The organism is Mucilaginibacter sp. dw_454, from assembly GCF_018449775.1.
Taxonomy (GTDB): Bacteria; Bacteroidota; Bacteroidia; order Sphingobacteriales; family Sphingobacteriaceae; genus Mucilaginibacter.
Window position 1 is genome coordinate 124,664 of the sequence record NZ_JAAVVB010000007.1, and the last position, 25,714, is coordinate 150,377.

24 protein-coding genes are annotated in these 25,714 nt (G+C 44.4%); 5 read left to right on the top strand and 19 right to left on the bottom strand.

The genetic code is table 11. The features are described from left to right. The first annotated feature begins 3 nt into the window (after window positions 1-3). Together HB679_RS18450 and HB679_RS18455 are read left to right on the top strand one after the other, a co-directional pair. On the top strand, window positions 4-699 hold the full coding sequence (locus HB679_RS18450) for a cytochrome b/b6 domain-containing protein (protein ID WP_255547656.1): 696 nt from the start codon (window positions 4-6) through the stop codon (window positions 697-699). Beyond that, window positions 680-1,465 carry a molybdopterin-dependent oxidoreductase gene (locus HB679_RS18455; protein WP_214073497.1) on the top strand — a complete coding sequence of 262 codons (786 nt, stop codon included), beginning with the start codon at window positions 680-682 and terminating at the stop codon, window positions 1,463-1,465. Before HB679_RS18450 ends, HB679_RS18455 begins: the two co-directional genes overlap by 20 nt. Here the strand turns inward: HB679_RS18455 and HB679_RS18460 are convergent. Both HB679_RS18460 and HB679_RS18465 read right to left on the bottom strand, forming a co-directional pair. Continuing rightward, window positions 1,450-1,893: a DUF983 domain-containing protein gene (locus HB679_RS18460; RefSeq protein ID WP_214073498.1), complete on the bottom strand. Its 444-nt coding sequence runs from the start codon at window positions 1,891-1,893 to the stop codon at window positions 1,450-1,452. The two genes, HB679_RS18455 and HB679_RS18460, sit on opposite strands and share 16 nt — an antisense overlap. Then, window positions 1,886-2,761 carry a helix-turn-helix domain-containing protein gene (locus tag HB679_RS18465; RefSeq protein WP_214073499.1) on the bottom strand — a complete coding sequence of 292 codons (876 nt, stop codon included), beginning with the start codon at window positions 2,759-2,761 and terminating at the stop codon, window positions 1,886-1,888. The genes HB679_RS18460 and HB679_RS18465 overlap by 8 nt, the downstream gene beginning before the upstream one ends. Before the next feature lie 128 nt (window positions 2,762-2,889). Here HB679_RS18465 and HB679_RS18470 point away from each other — a divergent pair, with 128 nt between their 5' ends. Then, complete coding sequence (locus tag HB679_RS18470) at window positions 2,890-3,297, top strand: hypothetical protein (RefSeq protein ID WP_214073500.1); 408 nt, start codon at window positions 2,890-2,892, stop codon at window positions 3,295-3,297. A 153-nt stretch (window positions 3,298-3,450) separates the two neighbouring features. On the opposite strand, the gene HB679_RS18475 is transcribed toward HB679_RS18470, so the two are convergent. The 15 genes from HB679_RS18475 to HB679_RS20670 form a co-directional block, all read right to left on the bottom strand. Next, window positions 3,451-4,722: a glycosyltransferase gene (locus HB679_RS18475; RefSeq protein ID WP_255547657.1), complete on the bottom strand. Its 1,272-nt coding sequence runs from the start codon at window positions 4,720-4,722 to the stop codon at window positions 3,451-3,453. Beyond that, window positions 4,719-5,675: a hypothetical protein gene (locus tag HB679_RS18480; protein ID WP_214073501.1), complete on the bottom strand. Its 957-nt coding sequence runs from the start codon at window positions 5,673-5,675 to the stop codon at window positions 4,719-4,721. The genes HB679_RS18475 and HB679_RS18480 overlap by 4 nt, the downstream gene beginning before the upstream one ends. Continuing rightward, entirely contained in the window at window positions 5,668-6,882 is a 1,215-nt protein-coding gene (locus HB679_RS18485; protein ID WP_214073502.1) for a hypothetical protein, read from the bottom strand. The genes HB679_RS18480 and HB679_RS18485 overlap by 8 nt, the downstream gene beginning before the upstream one ends. A 16-nt stretch (window positions 6,883-6,898) precedes the next feature. Further along, window positions 6,899-7,894 (bottom strand): glycosyltransferase family 2 protein, encoded by a 996-nt coding sequence (locus HB679_RS18490; RefSeq protein ID WP_214073503.1) that lies wholly within the window; start codon window positions 7,892-7,894, stop codon window positions 6,899-6,901. Continuing rightward, complete coding sequence (locus tag HB679_RS18495; protein WP_214073504.1) at window positions 7,894-8,838, bottom strand: glycosyltransferase family 2 protein; 945 nt, start codon at window positions 8,836-8,838, stop codon at window positions 7,894-7,896. The genes HB679_RS18490 and HB679_RS18495 overlap by 1 nt, the downstream gene beginning before the upstream one ends. Then, on the bottom strand, window positions 8,820-9,731 hold the full coding sequence (locus HB679_RS18500) for a hypothetical protein (protein WP_214073505.1): 912 nt from the start codon (window positions 9,729-9,731) through the stop codon (window positions 8,820-8,822). The genes HB679_RS18495 and HB679_RS18500 overlap by 19 nt, the downstream gene beginning before the upstream one ends. Beyond that, the gene (locus tag HB679_RS18505; RefSeq protein WP_214073506.1) at window positions 9,728-10,645 is read right to left on the bottom strand and encodes a glycosyltransferase; all 918 of its coding nucleotides are present in this window, start codon (window positions 10,643-10,645) and stop codon (window positions 9,728-9,730) included. Before HB679_RS18505 ends, HB679_RS18500 begins: the two co-directional genes overlap by 4 nt. After that, the gene (locus tag HB679_RS18510) at window positions 10,638-11,570 is read right to left on the bottom strand and encodes a glycosyltransferase family 9 protein (RefSeq protein ID WP_214073507.1); all 933 of its coding nucleotides are present in this window, start codon (window positions 11,568-11,570) and stop codon (window positions 10,638-10,640) included. The genes HB679_RS18505 and HB679_RS18510 overlap by 8 nt, the downstream gene beginning before the upstream one ends. A gap of 23 nt (window positions 11,571-11,593) precedes the next feature. After that, window positions 11,594-12,694 (bottom strand): hypothetical protein, encoded by a 1,101-nt coding sequence (locus HB679_RS18515; RefSeq protein ID WP_214073508.1) that lies wholly within the window; start codon window positions 12,692-12,694, stop codon window positions 11,594-11,596. Next, complete coding sequence (locus HB679_RS18520; protein WP_214073509.1) at window positions 12,694-14,082, bottom strand: MBOAT family O-acyltransferase; 1,389 nt, start codon at window positions 14,080-14,082, stop codon at window positions 12,694-12,696. The genes HB679_RS18515 and HB679_RS18520 overlap by 1 nt, the downstream gene beginning before the upstream one ends. Before the next feature lie 6 nt (window positions 14,083-14,088). Beyond that, on the bottom strand, window positions 14,089-15,015 hold the full coding sequence (locus HB679_RS18525; RefSeq protein ID WP_255547658.1) for a glycosyltransferase family 2 protein: 927 nt from the start codon (window positions 15,013-15,015) through the stop codon (window positions 14,089-14,091). Then, window positions 15,002-15,868: a glycosyltransferase family 2 protein gene (locus tag HB679_RS18530; RefSeq protein WP_214073510.1), complete on the bottom strand. Its 867-nt coding sequence runs from the start codon at window positions 15,866-15,868 to the stop codon at window positions 15,002-15,004. Before HB679_RS18530 ends, HB679_RS18525 begins: the two co-directional genes overlap by 14 nt. Next, a complete protein-coding gene (locus HB679_RS18535) occupies window positions 15,855-16,340 on the bottom strand; it encodes an acyltransferase (RefSeq protein ID WP_255547659.1) in 486 nt (161 codons plus the stop codon). The genes HB679_RS18530 and HB679_RS18535 overlap by 14 nt, the downstream gene beginning before the upstream one ends. Window positions 16,341-16,447: 107 nt before the next feature. Further along, the gene (locus HB679_RS18540) at window positions 16,448-17,182 is read right to left on the bottom strand and encodes a hypothetical protein (protein WP_214073511.1); all 735 of its coding nucleotides are present in this window, start codon (window positions 17,180-17,182) and stop codon (window positions 16,448-16,450) included. Between the two features lie 19 nt (window positions 17,183-17,201). After that, window positions 17,202-18,464 (bottom strand): ABC transporter ATP-binding protein, encoded by a 1,263-nt coding sequence (locus HB679_RS20670; RefSeq protein ID WP_255547660.1) that lies wholly within the window; start codon window positions 18,462-18,464, stop codon window positions 17,202-17,204. 261 nt (window positions 18,465-18,725) lie between these two features. On the opposite strand from HB679_RS20670, the gene HB679_RS18550 reads away from it, so the two are divergent. Next, window positions 18,726-19,967, top strand: coding sequence for a Na+/H+ antiporter (locus HB679_RS18550; protein ID WP_214073512.1), 1,242 nt, complete (start codon window positions 18,726-18,728; stop codon window positions 19,965-19,967). A 25-nt stretch (window positions 19,968-19,992) separates the two neighbouring features. On the opposite strand, the gene HB679_RS18555 is transcribed toward HB679_RS18550, so the two are convergent. Beyond that, entirely contained in the window at window positions 19,993-21,810 is a 1,818-nt protein-coding gene (locus HB679_RS18555; RefSeq protein ID WP_214073513.1) for a sugar-binding domain-containing protein, read from the bottom strand. A gap of 151 nt (window positions 21,811-21,961) precedes the next feature. On the opposite strand from HB679_RS18555, the gene HB679_RS18560 reads away from it, so the two are divergent. After that, entirely contained in the window at window positions 21,962-24,265 is a 2,304-nt protein-coding gene (locus tag HB679_RS18560) for a DUF5703 domain-containing protein (RefSeq protein ID WP_214073514.1), read from the top strand. Between the two features lie 289 nt (window positions 24,266-24,554). On the opposite strand, the gene HB679_RS18565 is transcribed toward HB679_RS18560, so the two are convergent. Further along, window positions 24,555-25,553 (bottom strand): hypothetical protein, encoded by a 999-nt coding sequence (locus tag HB679_RS18565; protein WP_214073515.1) that lies wholly within the window; start codon window positions 25,551-25,553, stop codon window positions 24,555-24,557. Window positions 25,554-25,714: the final 161 nt, after the last annotated feature.

Below are 25,714 nucleotides of genomic sequence, written 5' to 3' on the forward strand. Positions count from 1 at the left end.
AAAATGGTGAAAAAGATCAAAGAAAAACACTCCTTAGCCATGCGCTGGTGCCATTGGGTAAACTTCCCGATGTTGAGCATTATGATCTGGAGCGGAATGCTGATTTATTGGGCCGATGACGAATATAGCGTCAAGCTGTTTGGCCATACGTATTTTACGTTTTTCCCCGAAGGGTTTTATAACTACTTCAACATTACGCACAGGTTATGGGAAGGCATGGCATTCCACTTTTTGTTTATGTGGTTCTTTATTTTGAACGGGATCTTTTATGTGGCCTATACCTTAATCTCGGGCGAATGGCGCGAGCTGGTCCCGCAAAAAAAATCTTTCAAAGAAGCTTGGCTCGTACTGCTGCATGATCTGCATATCCGCAAAATGGCACCGCCGCAAAACAAGTATAATGCTGCGCAGCGCATTGCCTATACCGCTATTATTATTATGGGCATAGGTTCGGTAATTACCGGCCTGGCTATTTATAAACCCGTGCAGTTTTATTATTTAACCTGGCTTTGCGGCGGTTATCATGCGGCACGCATCATTCACTTTATGCTCACTATAGGCTATGTATTTTTCTTTGTGATCCACGTGGTGCAGGTTTTCCTGGCGGGATGGAAAAATTTCAGTTCGGCAATCACCGGATTTGAAGTGGTAGAAACACAACCAAAAGTTAAAAAGACAGATGGTAAAAAAGAAAATTAAAAAACCCTTAACGGTTCAGCAGAAAATCAATCGGCGCACCTTTCTGTCCTTCGGAATTTTTGGTACCGCGGCAGTTGGCGGAGTGCTTGGGTGGCGCTGGTTGTACAACTCGCCGTATGAGGTTAAAGGTATAACCGGCAACCAACGCATCCCGTTGCGCCGCGCGTTGAATAAAACCGAACTGGCCGTGCGCCGCTTTCTGTATAACGAAAATCACCTGGTTAAAACTTACCCTAAGGCTATGGCATCCAAAAATGTGCGGGTAAATAGTGATATAGGCATAGAGGCCGAAAAGAAATTTGATGTGGCGGCTTGGTGCCTACAGGTAAAGAAACCCAATGGCGAGATGCTGAACGTTACTCTGGATGAGTTGAGGACATTGCCAAAAACAGAGATTGTTTACGACTTTAAATGTGTTGAGGGCTGGGACCAGATCTCTTACTGGGGCGGCGTAAAGTTTAGCGATTTTTTGAATCACTACAACCTGCATGACCAGGCACAACTGCAATATGTTGGTATGGAAACGCCCGACAAAACCTATTATGTAGGTATTGATATGCCCAGCGCTATCCATCCGCAAACTATCATGGCTTACGAGGTAAATGCCCGGCCGCTGCCATTAGAGCATGGCGCGCCATTACGGCTCATCATCCCGGTAAAATATGGCATCAAAAACCTAAAGCGCATCGGCACTATTACCTTCAGCAACACCCGCCCGCGCGATTATTGGGCCGAGTTGGGTTATGATTATTACTCGGGTTTGTAATTAGGGTTTACATAATCGTCGCGATCGCGATTGGGATCATAATGCAAACCAGGTGTTAACCAGTACAACAGCACTACCCTGGAGTACCTGAAATTAAACGGCGATAAAAGTACGGACACACCTAATAGCGCACCAACATAAACCCATGGGTTGCGGCTGCCGCTTAATACATAAAGTGCAACGGCCATGGTAACCATCTGGGCCACGTTAAACGCGTAGCTCACAAACATCGCCACATAAAAATACCCCGGCTCCGGCTCAAACGTAAAGCCGCAATGCGGGCAGTTGGTATTCATTTTTTGTGAGAACAGGTTATAGCTGTTATTGCTAAACATATCGCCCCTGCGGCACTTTGGGCATTTGGCGTGTATGGCTGCTGAGAGTTGTGAGGTTGGCATATGGCTGGGTTTTAGGGTTAAACTATTCATGATTGTTGGTTGTTTTTCTAAATTCTTCGGGCGTACTGCCTACCTGCTTCTTAAAAAACTTGGTAAAGTACGAGTTGTCGGCAAAGTTGAGCTGGTTGGCTATTTCCAATACGGTCAGATCATTGTTGATCAACAGGCGTTTTGCTTCCAAAGCTATCCGGTTACGAATCACCTCGCCTGCTGAGATCCCCAGTACATCATTACATAAAGCATTTAAGTGGTTCGGGGTGATGTATAGCAGCTCCGCGTATTCTTTAGGCAAACGTAACGAGGTATAATTTTTTTCGATGAGCTTTTGAAAGCTGCGCAGCAACGTATAATTATACGTCGGGATGGTTTTATTTACGCTTGTTAGCCCCTGGCGCGCCACGCTGATAAATAATTGCAGCATGATTGAACGCACCATATCATCGGCCAATGGCTTTGGCTCTTCGGTTTCGTGGATCAATTGCTCAAATAAACTGATAATATGTTGTTGAGCATCCGCAGGGATCTCGATTACCGAATCATCCACGATACCGGTAAAAAACGGAAAATCTTCTAAATAATTAGCCTTCAACAAAAACGACTGAAAGAACGGCACCGAAAAATTGATGATATAACCGTCTACCTCGCCTTTAAATGCCCAGTTGTGCACTTGTCCCGGAATCATAAAATAGATCTGGTTGGATTTTACCGGTACTTGCTGAAAGTCGATAGTTTGCGAGCCGCCGCCTTTGGTAAAAAACACCAGGTGGTAAAAAGAGTGTTTATGCGCCAGGTGCAAATTACGATGGCTTTTTAAATACGGCGCAAACCTGCTGATCAGCAAATCGTCCTGACGCTGGGTAAGGTTGCAAATATCATATATTGGGATGGCCGCTTTCATTACATCAAAGATAAGTAGTATTATCTGCCCGTAATGGTGTTGTTTAATGCGATTATGGCACTATTTACTGATTATTGCTTTTGGCAACGACAGGCCAAACCTTCAGGCCTGTTTCAGGTTATAACCATATGAACATTTACTACAGGATCTGGGCGAGCGCGATTGCAGAGCACCGCGAAGGGAAATCGCCGGATGGCGGTTGGAAACTAATGCCTTTGGTTGCCATGTCGGTATTAATGGGGATTAATTTGCTGGCGCTGTTTTTATTGCTGCATGCACTTAACCATAGCCTGCTGATCTTGTTCCCGGTGCATATATTTGATACCACAGGTTACAATACCGGCATTGCGGTACTGATTACCTACTTTGTGCCCTTTGTAATACTAAACTATCTGTTGATTTTCTACAACAATAGATACGAAGAGATCGTCAAAAGATATGACAGCAAGGGCAGCAAGCTGTATCGTAATTATGCGTTGATCTCGCTTGGTGTGATTGTTATTCCGCTGGCGCTGAAGCTTATTATTTTTAGCTAACGCGAGGTTAGTCCTTTCTCAACAATAAAAAACTTGTCATCTCGAGAAGGAACGAGGAGAGATCTATACATTGCTAAGAATTGCGCGTGTATAGATCTCTCCCTATGGTCGAGATGACAACGGATAAATTATGCCTATTCTTTTTTAGCTAATCTATTTCTCTACAACAGCATCAAAAATGCGGCATTGTTCGGCGGCCATTTGTTTGGCCGAGTGTTTTTTAATTTCCTGGGTATTATACGTGGGGGGGGCTGTCTTGCCGGCGGCAAGATCTTTAAGGAAGGCAATTAAAGCGCTTTGGGCCACGCTTTCATAATCGAACGTACAATTTACTCCGTAAGCTTTTAAAACCGGAATAGCGGGACTATCCGGGTTAAAAATAGCCAATACGGGTTTGCCCGTCATGAGGTAAGGGTATATCTTTGAGGCCGTATATTGCGGGTCGTCAGAGCCGGGGATAAAAAGGGCATTAGCCTGCGTTAAGGTAAACAAGGCATGGTAATAGCTAATGCGATCTGTTGTTTCGACTACGTAGTCGGTTATGCCATATTGATCAGCCAGCGGCATGATGGTTTGTTCACCCATTCCTGCCGGCGCATAGCTGGTACCGATGAAATAGAAACGTATGCGGCCGAGATCAGCATCTTCGTCCATCCCCGATTTAAATGCCTTAAATACCGGCTCGATAGCTTTATGCAGATCCATACCGCCGCGGCCAACATAAACGATGTTGATGGTATTGCTATCCAACAAAGCCGGAAATTGATCCGCATTTTTTAAGGCGATCTCCATATCCGGCTCAAAAGAGCCGAAGGTGATAGTAGCCGATGGAACATCGCTGATCCTGGGGTAACGCTGCTTTAACGTGTCAATATATTTTTGAGAAACGGCTATCAACCCGCCAACTTTTTTTACCGCAACAGGCTCCAGGTATTTATTAAGCCGGTAAGAAAACCAATACTTAGGCGGTTGCTGTGTCTTTGGCTTATCCTGGTAATAAGTAGAGTGCCAGGGGTCTTGCATGTCTATCACATAGGGCACGCCAAACTTCTTTTTCCAGCGCGGCCCCAAAGCACAGATTGGGAATTGTGTAGTCGAGAAATAAACCAGATCATATCCACCGGCAGAAAGCAGCTTGTCCACCTTTTTGCGGTAAAAGCGCAACGAACGCAGCGCCAGGCTGCCCAACCCTACCCGGCTGGTATATTTTTTATGGAGTGCCTTTACTTTGTGTACTACTATATCCGGTGGCAAACTTTGCAGCAACAACTCATCCTGCGGTAAGTCTGTGTAATGTTCATCAACCATCACTATTTCTGCTGCCCAGTCAAATTGTCCGAAATAAGGCAAGCTCATTCGCACGCGCTGCATATCGGCTGCGTTTACCGGCGGGAAATAGGGCGATATAATGAGTACGCGTTTCAATTAAACAATCTTTTATACCAGCGGTTGGCCGCCAGTTTGTTTCTTGCTTCTGCCCAGTCACAAACATCATCTACTACGTCATAGAAACCTAATTGCGCCTTGGGTAAGCAGTTTTCTTCCACTCTTTTTATGATTTGGGGCAAATCTTCATAAAACCCCTTAGTTCGAAAAGGCGGATGTAACGACCACATTCCGTTGCCTTCCCCTAAAAAATCTATCCGCTTTAAACTATGCTTTCGCATATAGGTACTGATGATATGCTCAGGCAAATCAGCCGGCGGATTGCCCTCAACCAAAGCCTTTACCCGGTTGCGCAGCGAAGGTTTTTGGAGATGCAATTTCGTTTTTTCGAACCTGCTTTTATCCAGCATAAAGATCCTGGTACTCATTCCCTCAAAAACATACGCATTAGCCGAAACCCGTTTTGAATCAGGCTGACTGATGAGGATGCCTTCAGGATGAGGCGGCCCGGGTAGTGGCGATACAACAAAACAATTATCATCGGCCGCTAATTTGGCCAGGGCCTCGTTAATCCAGGTTTGGCTACCGCCACCTAAGAAAACATCAGAATCTAAATGAAATACGACATTGTTTTTAGCCGCATGCAAACCAAAAAAATACACGTAAAACGGCCCGCCGCGAAAGTCGCGGTCAGGGATATAATTTCCTTCAAAAAAAGCTTTGGCAATCTGTTGCTTTGCGGGTGCACTATAATCAACCGGCAGTATAGTTACCGGGTATTTCGTGCTGATATTTTGTTCTAAAAAATCATTAAAAAGCTGCTGATACTTTAACCAGCCTTCTGCAAAACGGCCCTTGCCTTTGCGCGTGTCAACGGTCAACAGGATTTCGTCTACCTGGCCTGAGAGCATAGCTAACTGGTGCGGCAGTATTTGTACCGCATGCGGATAATCTACCGGTGCCAGATTGATCTGTAGCGTAACCTTATTCATGCAATGCTTTTTCTACGAGACTTAATAATTTTTTTGATTCGTTTTCCCAGTTATATTCTCGCGCCGCATTCTGTGCAGCCCGGGTAGCGTTTTTTAGTGCCTGCTTATCGCTAAGCCAGGTATTCAAATCTCCTATATCTTTCGCCCCTGCAGGTAAATTAATGAGTATACCCGGCTTATATTTTTCGAAAGCCTCTATTTGCCCGGCCGTGCGTGTTGCAATAACCGGCAGACCCGCCTGCAGGTATTGAAAAAACTTATTGGTTACCGTATAATTACGGCTTAGAGGGCTTGTGTTTTCAATGGCCAGGCCAATATCAAACGATTTGATTTTCTCGGGAAGCAGAGCAGCTTTTACCGGTTCATGAAAAAAGATCTTGTGCTTTTGAGCGATGCCTGATTGTAGCAGGCTGCGATATTCAACACTTACATTGCCTAACAGGTGAAGCTCAAGCGGGGCTTCCATCTGGTGCAAAAGCGCAACAAACTCTTCAAGCCCACGCCCCGGGCCTATGGTTTGCGAAAACCAAAACAATCTTAACGGACTGCCCATTTGCTTATCTTCATCAAAGATCGACCGATCTTTATTAAAAACATTATAGATACGGGTTGGCTCGGACGAATGGTATGCGTCGCCCAAGTGCTTAGCCATAACATTTGAAGTGCTGATACAAAATACACCTTTTTGCAACGCCTGTTGTTCGAGCTGCCGTAGTAAAATTAGCGGGCGATATGATTTTGCTTCGGGCAATAAATCTTCTGAATACCAGTCTTCCAGATCAAAAGCAACTTTTTTTTGCTGCTCAATTAACTGTACCCCGCAATATAAGCCTATTTCCTGATGGCAAATGTAAAGGTCGGCATCTTGCTTCAGGGCCAAATTTTTGTATCCCCATGAGTAATACCCCAGTGCCAGCGGTGTCTCCATTTTTAAAACCCTCACCATCCATCGCCCGGTTTTTCCGATGAGCCGCAGCAATATTGATTTCATGGAACCGGCTTGAAGCGTTACGGCCGACAAAAGTTTAATGTTATATGGCTTGATTAATTCATCGTCCTCATTACTTAATTGCGCGCTGTAACCGGTATTGATCACGGTTACCTTATACCCATTTTGAGCAAGCAGTATCGCTTCTTTCAACACCCTTGGGTTACGGCAAAGGTGTGATTGTGTGATAATACAAATATGTTTAGGTAAAGCGCTCAAGGTGTTATTTGTTTCTTCAATTGGGCCTGGTTTCGAACCGTAATGCGGTATTCTCTTTCAAATATTGCCACAAGGCTGCGTAAGTTGTTTTTGCACGCCGGCATGAACCCACAACTTTAGGATACCTAACATTGTAAGCAAAAAAGAACAGCCAATCGGCAAAGCCGGCGTATTTTAGCAGGCCACGGCAATTGCTATCTAATAGCCCGGCCAGTAGCAGGTTATGCGTACTTCGTACAGTGCTTTTTCTTACCTCTGCCCAAACACCCTTTATCAGCGCTTCATCATTTGCTGCATATTGGAAAAAGCTGGCCAATAACAGGTAGTAGTGTTCATGCACACCCTCATTGCCCGCCGCCCTGTTGGTTGATATGGTTATGGCAAAGTTGGCCAATGGTTCATTAACCAATACTATAGGATGAGAAAATGCCCGTTCGCGTATGGGCTCAATAAAATCGAGTCTTACATCCACCGGTATCTGCAACTTTTGCAAATCGACGTTTCTGACCAACATTGCACCAATAGAATGCAAATAGCTGAATGCTTGTTTAGGCTTAGGGAAATCAAATGTTTTTATAGCCAGCAACGGGTCTTGTTCCCAGGTCGTTTTTCCGGTGTCTTCCCAATTATTGCCGGGCAGCTCTTTATGCAGCCTCATGTTGCACCACGCCAATTGTACAGCAGGCCGGGTATCAAGAACCGCAATCATTTTTTCCAAAAAATCAGGCTCCCACCAATTATCGTCTTCCAATATAGAAATGAAATCCTCTCCGCATTTCTCAAAAGCAAGGTTAAACGATTTTATAGCGCCAAGATTTTTTTCATGATCAATAACCAGAAACCGGGAATCGTTTAGCACTGCTATATACTCAGCCGGAAACACGTTACCGGGCATATCATTATGCAACTCGCATACCCAATCGGTAAAGGTTTGGTTGAGCAAACTTTCAATAGCACGGGGCAAAAGCCCATTCCTGTTATAAGTAAAAAGATAGATGCGGCAACGGGGCATCAGGCGAATACGGTTTTAAGCCGCCGGGTCAATTTCCACCCTAAAAAGTAAATCAAAAACCTGGTAACGCCTCCTGCCGGATATTTGAAATCGGGTTTGGCTATTGGGTGAATCTTTTCCTGTGCTTCCAATACCAAATCAGGATAACCCGGAAAGGTGATGTAAATAAAACTCTGCCACATGTTAGCGCAGCTTTTGCGTACTAACTCATGCTCGCCATATCGCTGTAAAACCATTTTTACAGACAAATCAATAGACTTGAAAAGCGAGTTCACCGATTCTTCTTTTTTGGAAGATGATAAGCCCGTCCCGTTTGAGCGGTAACCAAGCACAGCATCATGATTAAAGATTATTTTATCTGCACTAAGCATGATCCGGGTAAAAAACTCCAAATCATCGTTCAAGCTTAAAGTCTCGTTCCAATTTCCGGCTTTTTCTATGACAGATCTGGGGATGAGCGCCCTGCCCGGATTGGTCATCGGGTTACAATGGTACCAATATTCAGCTATCCAATCGTCAAAATACATTTCAGAAAACGGCACCGGCTCGGCCAGGATTTTATCCGGGACTTCGCCGTTAAACCGCTTCCAATCGCTCATTATTAATGCATTCGGGGTTTCTACGCTTTTGGCCAATTGTGTTTCCAGAAAATGGGGGGCCATATAATCATCGGCATCAAAAAAAACAATGTATTTCCCTGCAGATTTTTGATAGGCCAGATTTCGGGCAGCGGCAGCACCTTGATTAGCCGGGCTTAAAACTGTTATCCTATGATCAATAGTTTTTGAAAGTATCGCCGGTGTCGAATCGGTGGATCCATCATCAACTATAATCAGCTCCCAGTTTTTAAACGTCTGAGAAATTACGGATCGGATGGTTTCTTCAATGAAACTATCCACATTATAAGCGGGCATGCAAATAGAAACTAACGGAGCTTTTTCCATGCCTCCTCAAAATATATTTTTTTCGACAGATCCACATAATGATGAAGGATAGCGCCATCATTTAATTGAAGAGGATTAACAACGTACTCGTCAGCATTTAACACCGTCGCTTTTTGTCCTGCTACTAACATTGCAGAAAGTGCTTGCTCTAAATAGTAAGAAGATCCGCTGGTTTCTTCTAAAACGTTGATCCATTTCTCCAGGGCACCCCAGTCGATAGCCAGGCTGTTTAGTCCAATAGCGCCAACGTTTAACAGCGACGGAATATCGTGCCCGCACAGATCTTTCATTAACTGCTTTGCGTATCCATAACTTTCTACCTGGTCAACCATATATAATGGCTCAGCAGGTTTCATTAACCAGTTTAATATCGCTGTGGGCTCTTGCCAGAAAAGCATATCAGAATCCAACACCAATTTCCATTTATTACCGGGTAAAAGGTGTACGTCTGTCAATTTTTTTAGGTGTGGGTATATCGCACGTTTTCTGTGTAAGGCCGGGTACTTTTCTGCCGGGAGTCTTTTTGAAAACGTCTCATCAAGTTCGTTCTTTTGAATGATGCCGGCCCCCGGGATTTGTTTATTGATCTGAGCAATCAGCTGCGCGTTAAAACTTCCATCGTCAATTAATATAAAATGGAGTTTTTGATTGGCAACACGGGCCAAAGAGCTGATACAGAACAGCGTTTGGTAAAGATGTTTTTTGCCAGTTAAAAAATAGATGGGCATCCCGTCGGCGAATGAAGATATAGGCGGCAGGTGAGCCACGGCAAGCATCATCGCTTTTTGACCGGCAAGCATGCGCCGATAGGCCCAAACCCCACCAAACCGTTGGTAACGCCTATAGTTTGAGCGCGGGTGCCGGTAAAGAATATCTATCAGTTTTTGTATCAAGCTATTTTTGCTAAACCATCAAACATACCGCAGGCGGCTTTCCATTTTAAGTAATTGACCGGCTTTTTCCAGGCTGCATATTTAAAATAAGCTTTGAGTTTTCTTAACCCCACGCTCCCTGCGGCTATTGGTTTCCAGGGGCAGATCTGGTGCGCGGCCAGCACCTGTACCCACGAGCTGTTTATACCCAATTGCAATTTAGCCAGGTAACTAATTGTCATACGTTTTGCAGGGATAATGTGCTGCAATTTGAGCTGCGGGAAATAACCCGTTTGCCAACCCGATTTCAGGAGCCATAAAATGATATCATTATCTCCTGCCGATGAGAGACTGTTCCCGGTACGGTCGGCAATCAATGATTGCGAGTTTTGCATTGCCTCCAGGTATTTTTCGAGGGCAATTTTACGGATGATCATGCCCGCACCTATAGGCGCGGCTGATGGATATTGATACGCCCAGGTTTCGATTATAGGCTGCTCGCCCAAATCGCGCAATGCCAGGCTTCCGTAAAAACCATCAAGCCATTGAGGAGGATCTGATTCAAAAAGCGGTAACGATTTTCCCCCGGCAGCACCTAAGCGGCTTTCGGTGTTAAATAGCGCTACCGCCCGGCTGAGGTAATCCGGATCAAGAATGTTATCATCGTCAACCATGACAATAACAGCTGCCTGCGCCGCCGAAAAACCTTTAATGCGGGCGCGTGTAAGGCCTTGTTGTGCCTCAAAAACTATTTTGCCGTTAGGATGCCAGGTAAGATCGATATCGTGGCTAAAATTATTCGACGAGTTATTATCAATGATGATGAGTTCCCAGGATTCGACATTCATTGATTGATTTTTCAAGCCATCCAATGTTTGCCTAAGCCTATTGGGGTTAGGATTATAAGTAGGTAATATAACCGAGATCTCAATCATTGAACAAGCTATCTACCGGCAGCGGACCAACGGGGCGTTGTAATTGCTGGTTGACGACACTATATACGGTATCTACCGATATAGCGGTCATGCATTTTCTATCATAATGGCAAAGGTTTCTTAGCCAGCAGGGCGAACATGCTACAGCACTGTAGATGTTGTGGTAAGCGGCGTACCCGGATTGTTCAGGCATCTCGCGTCCACCATAAATAATCACGGCCGGGCAATCAACAGCACGGGCCAAATGCATTAAAAACCCAACATGGGCTATTAACAACCGCGAGTTATGTAAAACGGCGGCGCTCTCCCGCAAATTTGTCTTTCCGCGAAGATCTGTGACATTATTTAACGGATAGTCGTCTGCAGCACCTAGTTGGAGGATGGTATATTGATCAGAAAGCCTATCTGCCAACTGTTGGTAACGCTCGGCAAGCCATTCTTTATTATGCATAGGTATTTTGCCGTTGACGCTTGACGTAATTATAACCAATTGATCTTTGGCATAAATGCCGGCTAGTACTTCAGCCTCCGTCAAAACAATTTTGGGTTTGTTTTTGATCTCGCCTTTCAAACCCACACAGTCGGCCAGCTTTAAAACGATATGTTTTTCGGGTACCGAGTCTTTATCCAGTACTTCATCATAGTTGGCATACGATGGCCTTACTAATTTGATGCTTCGCAAGGCGAGTGCAAATCGGGATAACAAGGCATTGAATGGTAATATCAAGCCAACATCCGGATTGTTTTTAAACAGATCAGGATGATCACTTTTAATCCAAACCTTTTTGCCGGTTTGCTCATGAAGCCCGCGGGCAATAGTTGTCAACAACAGGTTATCGCCTAAAGCCTCACCAAAATAAAGAATGTGCGATGGGGCACCATGATTACGTAACAGCTTTAACGTTGCCAGAAAAGTTTTGACCATGTTAACCGGCGATGAGATGATGATTAATTTAAATGTGTTTTAAAATAGCTATCGGTTAAGCCAACCCATTCGTCAAAACCCGCCGGATTCCAATGCGCGTCGCTCTTGTAAAATAAATTGCGGTGATCTTGCCTGAAAGCACTGTCGATACTGATTACTGGTACGGTGGTTTTGGTTTCAACCCGGGTCAGCAAATTATTATAGGTCATCCTATTTCTGTCATAAACAGACACCGCATTGGGTATGATCGACAAAAAAACACCTTTAAAGCCAATGGACTGGTAATAGCTGTCGGCCGCCGCCAGCTTTTGGTTGATTTGTGCAATGTCGTTATCCGTGTGCGGTTTAAAAGCTGATTCGGGCTGCGTGGTATCAACCGTCATATTCAGGAAAAGACGTTTTTTATCGGTACTTACTGCAACTTCCGGAGCAACTCTTCCAAAACAATAGTTTATAGCAGCTTTAAATTCTTTAACAGGTGTAAAAAGCCTGTCGTCAAACAAAAGCAGTTCAAGGTTACGGCTCAGGTCTTTGTTAAATATCAGCCCGCTTATACGTTCCAAACCGTGCGGTAAGCCTGGCGGCGATTGTTTTGCAGCAAGCGCGTCAAAGTTTTTATGTTGTTTGATATCGTCTGCACTCCAGGTAGTTTCGGTGGTTTGAAGATCATAGCCAACCAGGTTACGTTCTGCAAATTCCATAACCAGGTAGTTTTTTTTGGTGGTATCGGGCACGATAGGGCCGTAAGGAAAGCGCCTGTCCAGGAAAATCACCTCGTCAAAATCTGAAAAAGCTTTTTTTAAACGCTTATCCGCCAGGAAACTGTCGCCCACTATATACAGTACGCGATTGTTAGCGGCACCCGTTTCTCTTGAGGTATATTGATGAAAAGGCTCAAGCTGATATTTATATTGATGCAAGTACGACAGGCCGTATAAATCGCCATACCGCCAACGGTCAGAACGTATAAACAGCCGGTGATATACTGAATTGTCGCGTTTACCGGTATTTAAATGATCGAAATACCGATCTTGTTTAACGCGATTAATAAACGACTGATTCATTGCTACCAATAAAACCAGTGCGCTAATAACAAACACTAAGCAGGCAAACAGTTTCCGCATTAAAACTGGAAATAGATAAATTGAGCCTCGTTAAACACCCCAAGGAAGTAGCATCCCACAAATAGCAATAACGACGCTGTAATTAATTTGGCTTTTGAAAACTGTGCGTATCCACTCAAATAATGTTCGCTTACTACCAGCGCAATAATTATTAATGCACAATAATATAATTCGGCAGGTTGCATAATACCCCTTGCCGTATAATGCAGGTTAGCCAAAGTGCAAATTTGATGGATGATATAAAACGCCTCGTGGACAGAATTGGCCCTGAAGAATACCCAGGCAAGGCATATCAAGTTGAAGGTTAAAAGCCATTTGATCATTCGGGGGATTTCAATACGTATCCCCAGGCGCTTCATTAGCTGGTAAGCGATGAGCAAGCAGCCGTGAATACCGCCCCACACCAGGTATTTCCAGTTAGCGCCATGCCATAAGCCGCTAATTAAAAAAACCACCAACAGGTTTAAGCAGGTACGCATTAATGCTTTACGATTGCCGCCCAGGGGGATATAAACGTAATCGCGAAACCAGGTGGAAAGCGATATGTGCCAGCGCTGCCAAAATGCTGAAACGTTTAGAGCTGTATAAGGCTGGTTAAAGTTTTTCATTAACTCTATGCCTAAGGTTAAAGCCGCCCCAACAGCAATGTCCGAGTAGCCGCTAAAATCGCAATAAATCTGGAACGCAAATAAGTAGGTGCCAATCAACAAATCGGCAGCCGAATGCGCGTGAGGGTTATTAAAAACCGGGTCGACATAAAGACCCAGCCTGTCGGCTATCACCACCTTTTTAAATAAGCCCACACACATTAAAAATATGCCGGTAATGAATGTTTGCTGATTAAAATAGTGGCGTTTATGCAATTGCGGCAAGATATGTTGCGGGCGCTCTATCGGGCCGGCCACCATTTGCGGGTAAAACATAACATAAAGCGCATAAAGGCCCAAATGTCGTTCGGCCTTGTAATTACCCCGGTAAACCTCGATAGTATAACTCATGGCCTGAAACGTGTGAAATGAAAGACCAATGGGCAGTATAATGTTAAGCAACGGCAGTTGCGGCCCGTGCCAGTGGCCGGCCAATAAATTGATATTGTGGGCCAAAAAGTTGAAATATTTATAAAAAGCCAGAACACCTATATTGGTGGCTAAGCTTAGCAGCAGCCAAAGTTTTCTGTGCCAACCGGTAGCTTGTTCTATCAGTAAACCGGCAACATAGTCAACCGCTATAGTAAAGAAGATAATTAATATATATACCGGTTTAAAGTACATATAAAAATAACAGCTGGCCGCCAGTAACCATATCCACCGTAGTTTATGCGGCAGCAGGTAGTACGCGCTGGTTACTATTAAAAAGAAGAATAAAAAAAGAAGCGAATTAAATAACATTACGCCTTAATAGCCCCCAAACCAGCGATAGAGTTTAAGCCGTATCCTATTCAGAAAAACAATTCTCTTCCATTCGTAAACGGTTCCGTGGGCATCATCCGCCCATATGGCCAGGTGGTCCTGGTGCCATTTTTCCTTCATTTTCGGATCTGATGTCTTAGCATCGTCATGCACATTGGCAACCGCGAGGGCTTGCCTGATCAATTTTCTGGCATGGCCTTTAACCATCCGCAGCCATAATTCAAAATCAAGGGCGCAGTGCAGCTCCTCCCATATAGGTTCGTGTATTTTGCTGCTCCAAAAGCATGATGGCTGGGCAAGACTGGGTATTTTTATAAAATAATCAAGCAAGGGCATCATTTTTATTAACTCAAAGCGGTTTTGCTGCGTGGTATAGTTGTAGGCATAGCCGTAGATAAAATCTACCTTGCTTTTTAAAAACGTACTCATTGTTAATTCAAAAACGTCTTTGCAATAATAGTCGTCGCTATTTATCCAGGCATAATAATTACCCGATGCAAGGCTAAAACCCAGGTTAATGGCCTGGCCTTGCCCTTCATCTTTTTCGCTTTGCCAGTAACTAAGCCAGGGCTCATATTTTTTAATGATCTCTACCGAGCCGTCTGTGCTGCCGCCATCAATAATGATAAACTCAAGGTTAGGATAGTTTTGAAGCAAGACAGAACGGATGGTTTGCTCTAAAAACGCTGCCTGGTTATAAGATGGCGTGACAATGCTAAGCTTGGGCCATTGCTTTTGGGTTTGGTAAACGGCCGGATCTGTCTCTTCTGTCCACGGCCAACCCGATTTTCCGGCAACAGGTGGTAATACTTTTAATAGCCCACCCGGCTCTGCAGCAATCGGTTTCAAGGGCCATTCAATGCCCTTTGAAATCATCGATTTACGATATTGTTCCAGATCAGGCAACTGCATCGTTCTGCAAAATTTTCTTTAATGTTGAATGATCTGTCAGTTTCATCAAGCCCGGATAAAACACTTTAAGCAAACGATGCTGCCATACTGCCGGCAATGTTGCTCCAAGGGCATAGATGATATTTAAGCCATTTTTGTGTGTTTTTACGCTGTCATCAATACGTTTAAATTTATCCGGGTTAAGCCTGCGCTGTAATTGCAGCAACTCTGTAGCCCGTGCGGCGTTTTGCGGTTGCGATTTTTGTTGGCTATGTAAACGGTATACAGAGAAATAGACGGTTGAAGGAATAAATTTCACACCCGCATGGTTTGCGCGAGCATACCATTCCCAATCGAAACCAAAATGCAGCTCCGCATTAAGCGGCCCTGTTTGCTCCCAGGCTTTTCTGGTCCAAAAACTGCTGGGTTGGGTTATATAATCGCCCGTGTTAATGTCCCATGGTTTCTGCGGATCAAAATAACTGCCATGGGTAAAGTTTTTACTTTCATCCAGATGGATACAGTTGCCAAACAGCAATTGGGGTTGCGAGGTGTCCAGCAAACCGGCTACTTTAGCTAATACGCCCGGCAGATAATAATCGTCAGAATTAAGCCAGCATAAAATATCGCCCGTCGCGCGCTCAAAACCTTTATTAATAGCATCAGCCTGGCCGTTGTCGCTTTCGCTTATCCAATAAGTAATATACTGCCCGTACTTTTTGATCACCTCTACCGTGTTGTCTGTGCTGCCGCCATCAATAATAATATATTCCAGGTTAGGATACTGCTGGCCAATTACAGATAAAATAGTTTGTTCAATAAACCCGCCCTGGTTGTATGAGGGAGTTATAACAGATATTTTAGGATAGCTCATGGATGCTGAATGATTTGAACGGGTTCCATTGAACGTCGTCGGGGTTGCGGAACCGGATAATTTTGGCAGGATTTCCGGCTGCGATGGCAAAATCAGGAATGTCTTTGTTTACCAGGCTGCCCGCTCCAATGATTACGCCCTTGCCTATGCTTACCCCACCTATGATGGTAACCCTTGCACCTATCCAGCAACCGCTGCCAATAACAACCTGTTGACTAGAAAGGGGCCGTAATGAACCGGTGTCGTGCGAACCCGCAATGATCAGCAGATCTTTTGCAGTTTGGGTATAGTTACCTATGCTAACCTTATCAAATGCCCAGATATGATTATCATGACCCAAAGAAACATAGGCGCCAATACTGATGTTACGCGGATAAAGGCATTTAAACCCGCCGTCGATAAATACAGGAAATGATGCTTTTATACCTGTTAGTTTCAGTATACGCAAATTCAAACGCGAAAGCGCCTGCATTTTATGGTTTCGGGGCATTAGCCGTAACAACCACATGAAAAACGTACCCGCGATACGCAGTAAGTATGATTTTATTTTTCGTAAAGTATCCAACAATTAAAACGGCTCTATTTTTTTAAGACCAAGCGAAAGAGTGATTTAACTTTTGATTTGATATGGCTGATTATCGTTTGTTTTTCATAAAAATCGCGAATTACCAAACCATCATCATTAAAAGGCTCATCGTTTTCATTTATTTTTTGGCCTATAAACCCCCATCCTTCTCTTTGGGTAGGAAATGGCTTTTTATCAAAAAAATCGTCATGAATGGTAGCCGAGTTTTGAAACCGGCTATAGATTTCATTCAGAAAATACTGGTCGCTGCCATAGGCAAGCTCGTTCTGTCCGGCAAATGAAGCGACAAGTTCGTGCATAGACAGTAAATTGCCCCTAATGCCCCACATACCGCCAAGTATCTTAAAATGGTTTTCATCGTTTGCCTGATGATGGGGATGATCGCGCATGATGTGGATAGCATCATCGTTATTTATCCATTCGTCTACCGCAAGTTTTTCCCTGGTAGAAAGCCGCGAATCGGCATCACGAAATATTACCCGCTCACAATCTTCCAGGTCGGCTGCGTAAAACCGCCAAAACATTCCATATATCCCGCCCGTCATATCAACCGCTATGGCGCCTTCATTTTTAATATCGGTTATTATTTGTTCAGGCACCGAGCCGTCGTAATAAACAATCACCTGCCAATCGGGATAAATAGTTGCAGCCTGCATAATGTTTTTAAGGATACCGACCGTATAAATTGGCAGATTATCCCACAATGAATAGGCTATGTACTTTTTCAATGAAGCGCTGTTGATTTTCTTATTCCGGTTTCAAGAATAATAGCCCGGCCCCTTTGGCGTACTCAAAAACATGCCCGTTTTGCATAGGATACCCGGTGTACTCGATGGATAAAATGCGCTCGCCCACAGCATGAATTTCTTTACCGGGGTCGGTAAAATAAATACTCATGTAAAAGCTGATATTATTAAGGTTATCCGGAAAGCGGATCTTGTACTGCAATTCGGTTTCGCCGGTGTTTATCGGGTTGGAGCTATGGTAGTGGCCCGGGCTAAAAAAAGCCAGCGGATTATTATAGTCATCATAAAAACGGCACTCAACCTGCGCAGAAACGGGTATCTTATGCATTATTTTTAGCTTCATATCAAAACTATAATTATTATCGGGACTAAGTGTGAGGTTGTTGGCTGTACTATTATTGAACAGCATTTCTGTAATCCTGATCTTATCTGAAAGGTAATTGATATTATCAAGCGGATTAACACCTGCGTTAACCACACTGTTACTGTATTTAAATATCGCTTCGTCACTACCGCCATCAAAAACAACCTGACCGTTATTAAGCACAATACCTTTATTGCAAAGGGCCTTTACGGTAGCCATATTATGACTGACGAAAAGAACCGTTCTGCCTTCGCCACGGCTTACATCGCCCATTTTGCCCAAACATTTTTTCTGGAACTCGGCATCGCCGACAGATAACACCTCATCCACTATCAAGATCTCGCTTTCCAGGTGCGCTGCAACGGCAAAGGCCAAACGAACATACATGCCCGACGAGTAACGTTTAACCGGTGTATCAATATACCGTTCAACACCGGCAAAGTCAACAATTTCATCAAACTTGCGCGTTATTTCTTTTTTACGCATCCCTAATATAGCACCGTTCAAAAAGATGTTCTCGCGGCCGGTAAGCTCCGGATGAAACCCCGTACCTACTTCCAGTAAACTTGCTATCCGGCCACGTACTTTAACCGTTCCGGTGGTTGGCGCGGTAATGCGGCTTAAAATCTTCAGCAACGTACTTTTGCCGGCGCCATTACGACCAATGATACCTACTGCATCGCCCTGCTGTATATCAAAACTGATATCTTTTAGGCTCCACACCATGTCACTTCCGCCCTTAACTGCCCGGTCATTGACTTCGCCGATTTTTAAAAACGGATCGTCCTTACCTCTTATTTTTGACCAATACCGCTCTAAATCGCGCGACAGCGTACCCGTACCAAAGTTGCCTAATTGATATACTTTCGATAAGTTTTCGACTTTAATAGTTATAGACATAATGGCTTAATTGTAGCCCGATAGTTGATTTGAGATTTATGCAATTGGACATGGCTTCGCCCGGTGAGTCACAAAAATCATTTGCGACAAACGGTATTAACATCCGGCGTTTATTGTAACTTATGCAGGATACTCAATTAAAAAACAAAATCTAAACAAAATTAGAGAAATAGTTAAGGTCGGCAATTAAAAATATGGCCCGGAGACCGGCTTTTACATTTTTGAAAAAACCCACCTATATTTACCAACCAAACAAGGCTCATGGAAAACTACACTGTGATATTACTGATCATGGCTGTGATGATTGCAGCATCGGGCATTGCCGACAGGATCAAGGTTCCGGTGCCTGTATTATTGCTGATAGTAGGTATAGCGGTGGGCTTTGCACCCATGATGCCCGATATCGAGCTTAATCCGGATATCATTATGCTGCTTTTTTTGCCGCCATTATTATATGATGCGGCCTTTAACATCTCTTTCAAAGAATTTCAGACCAACATCAGTACCATAGGTACGTTGGCTATTGGTTTAGTATTTATAACTACGGCGGGTATTGCCGCAATTGCACATTATATGATACCAGGTATGAGCTGGCCGCTTTCATTTGTTTTAGGTGCAATATTATCGGCAACCGACGCTGTTGCTGCTATCGGCATAACCAAAGGGCTTGGCTTGCCGCATAACACCGTTACTATTTTAGAGGGCGAAAGTTTAGTTAATGATGCCTCGGCATTAGTGGCTTATCGTTTTGCAGTTGCGGCAGTCGCCGGAGTTGCATTTTTCGCCTGGCAGGCTGTTTTTCAATTCGTAATTGTGTTAGCCGGCGGCTTTTTAACCGGATTTGTCGTGGCACAGTTAATGGCGCAGCTTATCCGCTTCTTCCGCAAGAGCGATATGGTGGTGATTAGCCTGATGCTGTTAATGCCCTTTGTTACCTACCTGGTAGCCGAGCATTTCAAGGTTTCGGGCGTGATTGCCGTAGTAGTTTTAGGCTTAGGGATGTCAAGGTTCAGCAAGGAAAAATTTCCCGATGCTGTCAAAGATCAATCGCTGCATTTTTGGAGCGTCATCATATTCTTGCTTAATGGCTTGATCTTTTTGCTCATCGGCCTACAATTTCCGCTGATATTTAAAAAACTGAGCACAGTACAAGTATGGCCCTACATTGGTTATGCAGCCATTATAACTATCTCTACCTTGCTTATTCGTATGGTAAGGGTTTATCTGCAGCAGCTCAACCTTAAAAAAGCATTTCAGGGCAAACGTAAAATAAGTGAAGAGGCTTTGTTTGACTCGCGCACCAGCTTTATTATTACCTGGTCTGGCATGCGGGGCATTGTTTCATTGGCTATCGCCATTGGCTTGCCCATTCTGTTAAAAAGCGGCAAGCCATTCCCTATGCGTAACGAAATTTTATTTCTGACAATAGGCGTTGTGCTCCTTTCGCTCCTGGGCCAGGGGTTGACGCTACCCTGGGTAGTAAAGAAGCTGCAGAAAAAATGAAGCAATCGCCTGGTTTATACCGCTGTTATTTATGCTCGTTATTTAGTTTATAACTTTCTTTGATCACGGCTTCGTTAATCTCTTTAACCCTGTCCAACTGCATTTTCTCCACGGCGCGGTCATAAGTCAATACACCATTAACTTCATGCTCAACATCGGTGGTCTGGGTATAAATAGCTACACTCAGCCCTTTGTATTTCATCAACTGATCGACCCTTTCCAGTAAAAACACGTACCGGTCTGTAAGCGCGGCTTTTGTCGGTGCGTAATCGTAAGCATTATTTTCTACCGGCCACATATGGCCGATGGTGTAAAGGCCAACCCCGCCAAACTCGCCTAACGAAGCTGCCCGATGCTCATCGGGTTTTGAAGCGCCAAATGGGCCCACGTAAATATGGGTATCGACATAATCGCCATTGCCCGGGTCGCCGTATGGTTTTTGATAGTCGGGATTATTATTGAAACCCGAATTACCATTTACTAAGCGCGACGGATCATATTGTTTAACCCAACTGGTGATGTTCTTGACATCGAATGCGCCCCAGTTTTCGTTAAAGGGCACCCAGGTGATGATAGATGGCGAGTTATAATGATCATCCATAATAGCCTTTAATTCCTTCCGGTATACGCCGCGGTTTACCGTGGTGTCTTCGTTCTGATACCAGATCGCCGGCATATCCTGCCAAACAAATAGCCCCATCTTATCTGCCCAGTAATAAAAACGTTGCGGCTCGGTCTTCATGTGTTTGCGGATAAGGTTAAACCCTGCCTTTTTAGCGGCCTCCATGTCAAACTTCATCGCGCCCTCAGTTGGGGCCGTTAACACACCATCCGGCCAGTAACCCTGATCCAACAAACCCAGTTGCATGATAAATTTGCCGTTCACCAACGGACGCATAACCCCATTGAGTTTACCCAGTTTAATATCGCGCATACCAAAATAGCTCTTCACCTCATCGGCAACGCTACCGTCGGCATTATAAAGTGTTAGTTTCAAATCATACAAAAAAGGATGCTCCGGCGACCATAGTTCAGGCTTATCAATCGGAATCTCAAATGAAGAACCCGCTGTCGCTTTTATTTCAGCAACAATATTTTTACCATCCAGCGCCACCGCCGCAACCTTGCCTGTGCTGTTGCTATTGATCAATACTCTTAATCGCTTGCCATCTACATCTGGCAGTAAGCGGATACTTTTGATATAGTTAGCGCTTACCGGCTCCAGCCATACGGTTTGCCAAATGCCCGATGAAAAGGTATAGTCGCCACGCGGGCCACTTTTGCCTGAAGGCACTTTACCATTATTTGGATCATTGGCGGCAACGATCAACATATTTGTTCCTTTTGATAAAAAGGCCGTGATATCAAAACTAAAAGAATCGTACCCACCTGCATGTGTGCCAACCTTTTTGCCGTTTACAAATACAGTGGCGTCATGATCTACCGCGCCGAAATTCAGAATGACATGCTTGCCTTTCCAGGTAGCCGGCAAATCAAAAGCCCGGCGATACCACATGTTGATCTCCTGCTTGCGCTGAATGCCCGACAGGTAAGACTCCGGGCAATACGGCACCAATATTTTTTCTTTAACACCATCGAATGAGGCTGCTGCCTGCGGGTGAAGCGCATCGGGAGCATCTTTACCACCACGATAATCCCATTTACCGTTAAGGCATAACCACTCCTCGCGCTGCTCTTGCGGCCGCGGATATTCTGACCATGGAACTTCGGCTTTACTGGCGGCTTCTGTCCACGGCGTTGGTAATTGAGCAACTTGTGCAACGGCAGTGCGGTAACTTACAAAAAGAGATATAATTAAAAGCGATGATAAAAAACGTTTCATGGATTCATTATTGGTATGCTGCAAGATAGGTAATTTCTTTTTTTTGTTAAAGCCGGAAAACTCGCTTGGCAATCGATTGCAAAAAATTGGATAGATTTGTCAAATATTAATTAGGTTTACTTAATTTCATAGCCTGTAAACCAATTATACCATGAACCGTCGATTTTTACCCTTATTATTGAGTGTGTTTTTATTTGAGCAAAGCAGCGCTATTGCCCAGGTAAAACAACCATTGGCTAACAGTTTAGCCGCATCAAACAATGTCAAATGGCATACGCTGGGTAATGATGAAAACAGCTCGATGCCTTTGGGTAACGGCGATATTGCAGCAAACGTGTGGACCGAAAAAAACGGCGATATTGTAGTGCTTATTGCTAAATCAGATGCATGGGCAGAAACCGCAAGTTTGCTTAAGATTGGTCGCGTTCGTATCAAATTAACGCCCAATCCATTTGCAGATACCGTTGGCTTTTCGCAAGTGCTGCGCCTGGAGAGTGGGATGCTTGAAATTAAGCGGGGAGCGAATAAAGTATTAGTTTGGGTGGATGCCAATCATCCGGAAATCCATGTAGAGGCAGAGCTGGCCAGCGCCGGCACCTTGAATGCGGGCCTTGAAACATGGCGCGAAGTGAACGCCACAGTATCCTCGGCAACAGATCCCGACTTTCCAACCATCATGAGTGGCGAGCGTCAGCCAAAGCTAAAGCCCGATTTCGTATTTCCCATCAGCAGCAACCGCCTGGCCTGGTGCCATTATAATGCTGATAGTTTTTATCCATATATCCTCAAACAGCAGCATTTGGAAAGCTTAAACGGCAAATATTCCGATCCGCTATATCAGCGTTGTTTTGGTGCGTTGTTAACCGGCCCCGGATTGGTTAAACAGGATGATCGCACCTTACAATCAGCGAAAGTGGGGAAGAAGTTACGCCTTGATATCGTAGCGCTGACTGATACTAAATCCGCCTCCCCCGCCAATTGGAACGATAAAATAAATACACTGGCAACCACGCTTGCCGCAAATGATATCAACAAACTGCGCCAGGCCCATACAAAATGGTGGTCCGATTTCTGGAACCGCAGCTGGATCCATGTAAGCGGTACCGACGATGCGCAAAAAGTATCGCAAGGTTATGCCATGCAGCGTTATATGCTGGCGGCATCGTCGCGCGGCGAGTCGGCGGTTAAGTTTAATGGCGGGTTGTTTACCGTAGGGCATGATCTGGTTGAAAGCAGGAAACAAAACGGAAAGAACCACGACCCCGATTTCCGCGAATGGGGCGAAAGTTACTGGAACCAAAACAACCGCCTGTTATACTGGCCGCTGGTAATGACCGGCGATAACGACCTGCTCAAACCCTGGTTTGGTATGTATTTAAAGCGCCTGGATTTTGCCAAAGCACGCAACGCGGTCTATTATCACCATGACGGTGCAAGCTACCCCGAAACCATGGAGTTTTGGGGCATGCCAAGGATGGAGGATTTTGGCACCAACAACCCAACCAATGATATAGACAGCCGCTGGCAGCGCTACCACGTACAGGGCACCCTCGAGGTAATTGCCGAGATGCTGGACCAATACGATTATTATGGCGATAAAGCTTTCGCCCGAAACTCGATAGTGCCTTTTGCCGATGCCATTATCGCTTATTATGATAAACATTGGCCGAGGGATACCAATGGTAAGATCTATATGTCGCCCATGCAGTCGCTGGAAACCTACCAGCTTACCGCAGCCAACCCAACGCCGGATATTGCGGGTTTGATGAGCGACATTCCGCGTTTGTTGGCGTTATCGCATGATATGACCACGCCGCAACAGCGCGAGAGCTGGTTGCGTGTATTACGCGATTTGCCGCCACTGCCAATGGGCAAAACAGCCAAAGGCAAATCACCCGCTTTGGGAGAGGGCAGTGCCGATGGCCTGGACATTATCTTGCCGGCAGCCAAATACGGTAAAACAGAAAATAGCGAAAACCCGGAGCTATACGTCGCTTTTCCATACCGGATCTACGGGGTTGGGAAACCAAATCTTGACCTGGCGCTCAGAACATTTGATGCCCGGCTCTTCCCGCAGAATACCTGCTGGGGACAAGATGGTACCCAGGCTTCTATTCTTGGACTTACCGGCGTAGCAAAAAAAGCAGCAATTGCCGAGTTTACGAATTACGGCGAGCAACAATTCCGCTGGTTCTGGCGCGCCGATCATGATTATATCCCCGATCTGGACAATGGCGGCTCGGGCATGATCACCCTGCAAAACATGCTGATGCAATGCGACGGCAAACGCATCCAACTAACCCCTGCCTGGCCCGCCGACTGGACCGCCGATTTTAAACTCCATGCACCCGGTAATACGACTGTTGCAGGGCATGTAGAAAACGGCAAGCTATCGCATTTAGTGGTGCTGCCGGTTAGCCGGGCAAAGGATGTGGTGATTGTGCCGGTGAAGTGATGTAGCAAAATGAGATGCCACTGTTTCACATGAATGTGTGATATGTGAAACAAGTGAAACACTATTTAGCATAACTCAGTGAATTACTGTCTTTTATTAATATATCGTGAAACAAAATGAAACACAAAAAATGACTTATCGGTCATTTTTTGTTCACGTGTTGTTGCTGCCGGGCTGTTTATTGTTTGCAAATTAACGGTGGAGTACTCTTGCCTGTGTAGAAGCCCTAAATGCTGAAGAGCAGCCTAGTTGATTTTTGACTGGTATCTTATTGATTGCACCAGAAAGTCTACAGTGTTAAAGGCTCTTGTTTAAATGGCTGTGTCCACCCTTGTTCTCGTGGGTTAAAAAGAAACAAATCCTTGCGCGTGTTGGCTGGGATTTTAACTTCATGAAGATAAAACGTTTCAGGTTTGGTGTCAATCAATTCCCCTTGGAAGTGTTGGGTAATTAACGCGGAAAACATGTTCTTATCCTCAAACATGGGTATGGGGCTAAACCTTACGCAATGCATGACGAGTGTAGCGACAACGGCACTTATACAATGGTTTAACGTGGCTGTCGAAAAAAACTTTGATCGATCGTGTTTTGTTTTATTGTAAGCATCGTACCAATCAAGTGACGTAGAAGGATTATTTGCTTGCCAATTGTTAAAAGGTCTAAAAGGACCCAAAGATTTATAGGACTTAAGAGTAAATTGATAATCCCTTAAATGCAATTTATCGCATAATTTGACATAGTCCTTAGTTGTAAAGCTTTTTCTATTAACAGGGGTAGCGTTTGCCAAATCCATATACGCAGTCCAACTATTCTCAACTTCGGCACATGCCAGTATCAAAAGTTCACGTGTTTTGTGGCTAAAAGTATTTATGCATGCAGCATCGGGTTCAATATATAGAAAGAGTTCGTCAAGTTTTCCAATCAACAGTCTCAGTGATTGTTCTGCGAGTCTCATATCTGTTTCGTTACAATCTAAGGCCTGAAACGTGTCTTCGTAATGGTATAGTGTTGGTCTCCAAACACTTTTTACTACATTGCCTATTTTTAGATTTAACGGCTTAATATCTATAGCACCAAAGGTGTTTTCAACCCATTCTTTCAATGTCCCTTCTTTTGCCTGAAGAGCGGTGAGACCTATAGAAATAATATTGAATCCTGTATTTCTCCCGAAAGTATGAATGAAATGAGTATCAGTTTCATAAGCGAATCCTCTAGCATGTCTTAGGTAGACATCTGCAGTGAACCGGGGGATATTGCTTTTCGTATTGATGTAGGTTAGACCTGTCATTGTAGTATCGTAAATTAAGGACTTTCTTAAAAGAATCAAAGGTAGGTCTTAGTTTACAGGGCCCGATATCAACAATTCTTTTAGACTAATAATACATTCTTTTATCTTAACTGAACACAAAGGCTTACAAGATCGCTTGCTTCGTCAAGATCACTTTGATT

Bases quoted from the DNA above. Each gene is read 5' to 3' on its own strand.
- HB679_RS18495 (WP_214073504.1), bottom strand. From the start codon at position 8,838: ATGGAAAAAGCTCCGTTAGTTTCTATTTGCATGCCCGCTTATAATGTG.
- HB679_RS18465 (WP_214073499.1), bottom strand. From the start codon at position 2,761: ATGAAAGCGGCCATCCCAATATATGATATTTGCAACCTTACCCAGCGT.
- HB679_RS18505 (WP_214073506.1), bottom strand. From the start codon at position 10,645: ATGATTGAGATCTCGGTTATATTACCTACTTATAATCCTAACCCCAAT.
- HB679_RS18565 (WP_214073515.1), bottom strand. From the start codon at position 25,553: ATGACAGGTCTAACCTACATCAATACGAAAAGCAATATCCCCCGGTTC.
- HB679_RS18470 (WP_214073500.1), top strand. From the start codon at position 2,890: ATGAACATTTACTACAGGATCTGGGCGAGCGCGATTGCAGAGCACCGC.
- HB679_RS18535 (WP_255547659.1), bottom strand. From the start codon at position 16,340: ATGCAGGCGCTTTCGCGTTTGAATTTGCGTATACTGAAACTAACAGGT.
- HB679_RS18550 (WP_214073512.1), top strand. From the start codon at position 18,726: ATGGAAAACTACACTGTGATATTACTGATCATGGCTGTGATGATTGCA.
- HB679_RS18480 (WP_214073501.1), bottom strand. From the start codon at position 5,675: ATGAATAAGGTTACGCTACAGATCAATCTGGCACCGGTAGATTATCCG.
- HB679_RS18520 (WP_214073509.1), bottom strand. From the start codon at position 14,082: ATGTTATTTAATTCGCTTCTTTTTTTATTCTTCTTTTTAATAGTAACC.
- HB679_RS18555 (WP_214073513.1), bottom strand. From the start codon at position 21,810: ATGAAACGTTTTTTATCATCGCTTTTAATTATATCTCTTTTTGTAAGT.
- HB679_RS18490 (WP_214073503.1), bottom strand. From the start codon at position 7,894: ATGCCCCGTTGCCGCATCTATCTTTTTACTTATAACAGGAATGGGCTT.
- HB679_RS18525 (WP_255547658.1), bottom strand. From the start codon at position 15,015: ATGCAGTTGCCTGATCTGGAACAATATCGTAAATCGATGATTTCAAAG.
- HB679_RS20670 (WP_255547660.1), bottom strand. From the start codon at position 18,464: ATGTCTATAACTATTAAAGTCGAAAACTTATCGAAAGTATATCAATTA.
- HB679_RS18560 (WP_214073514.1), top strand. From the start codon at position 21,962: ATGAACCGTCGATTTTTACCCTTATTATTGAGTGTGTTTTTATTTGAG.
- HB679_RS18455 (WP_214073497.1), top strand. From the start codon at position 680: ATGGTAAAAAAGAAAATTAAAAAACCCTTAACGGTTCAGCAGAAAATC.
- HB679_RS18450 (WP_255547656.1), top strand. From the start codon at position 4: ATGGTGAAAAAGATCAAAGAAAAACACTCCTTAGCCATGCGCTGGTGC.
- HB679_RS18510 (WP_214073507.1), bottom strand. From the start codon at position 11,570: ATGGTCAAAACTTTTCTGGCAACGTTAAAGCTGTTACGTAATCATGGT.
- HB679_RS18515 (WP_214073508.1), bottom strand. From the start codon at position 12,694: ATGCGGAAACTGTTTGCCTGCTTAGTGTTTGTTATTAGCGCACTGGTT.
- HB679_RS18530 (WP_214073510.1), bottom strand. From the start codon at position 15,868: ATGAGCTATCCTAAAATATCTGTTATAACTCCCTCATACAACCAGGGC.
- HB679_RS18460 (WP_214073498.1), bottom strand. From the start codon at position 1,893: ATGAATAGTTTAACCCTAAAACCCAGCCATATGCCAACCTCACAACTC.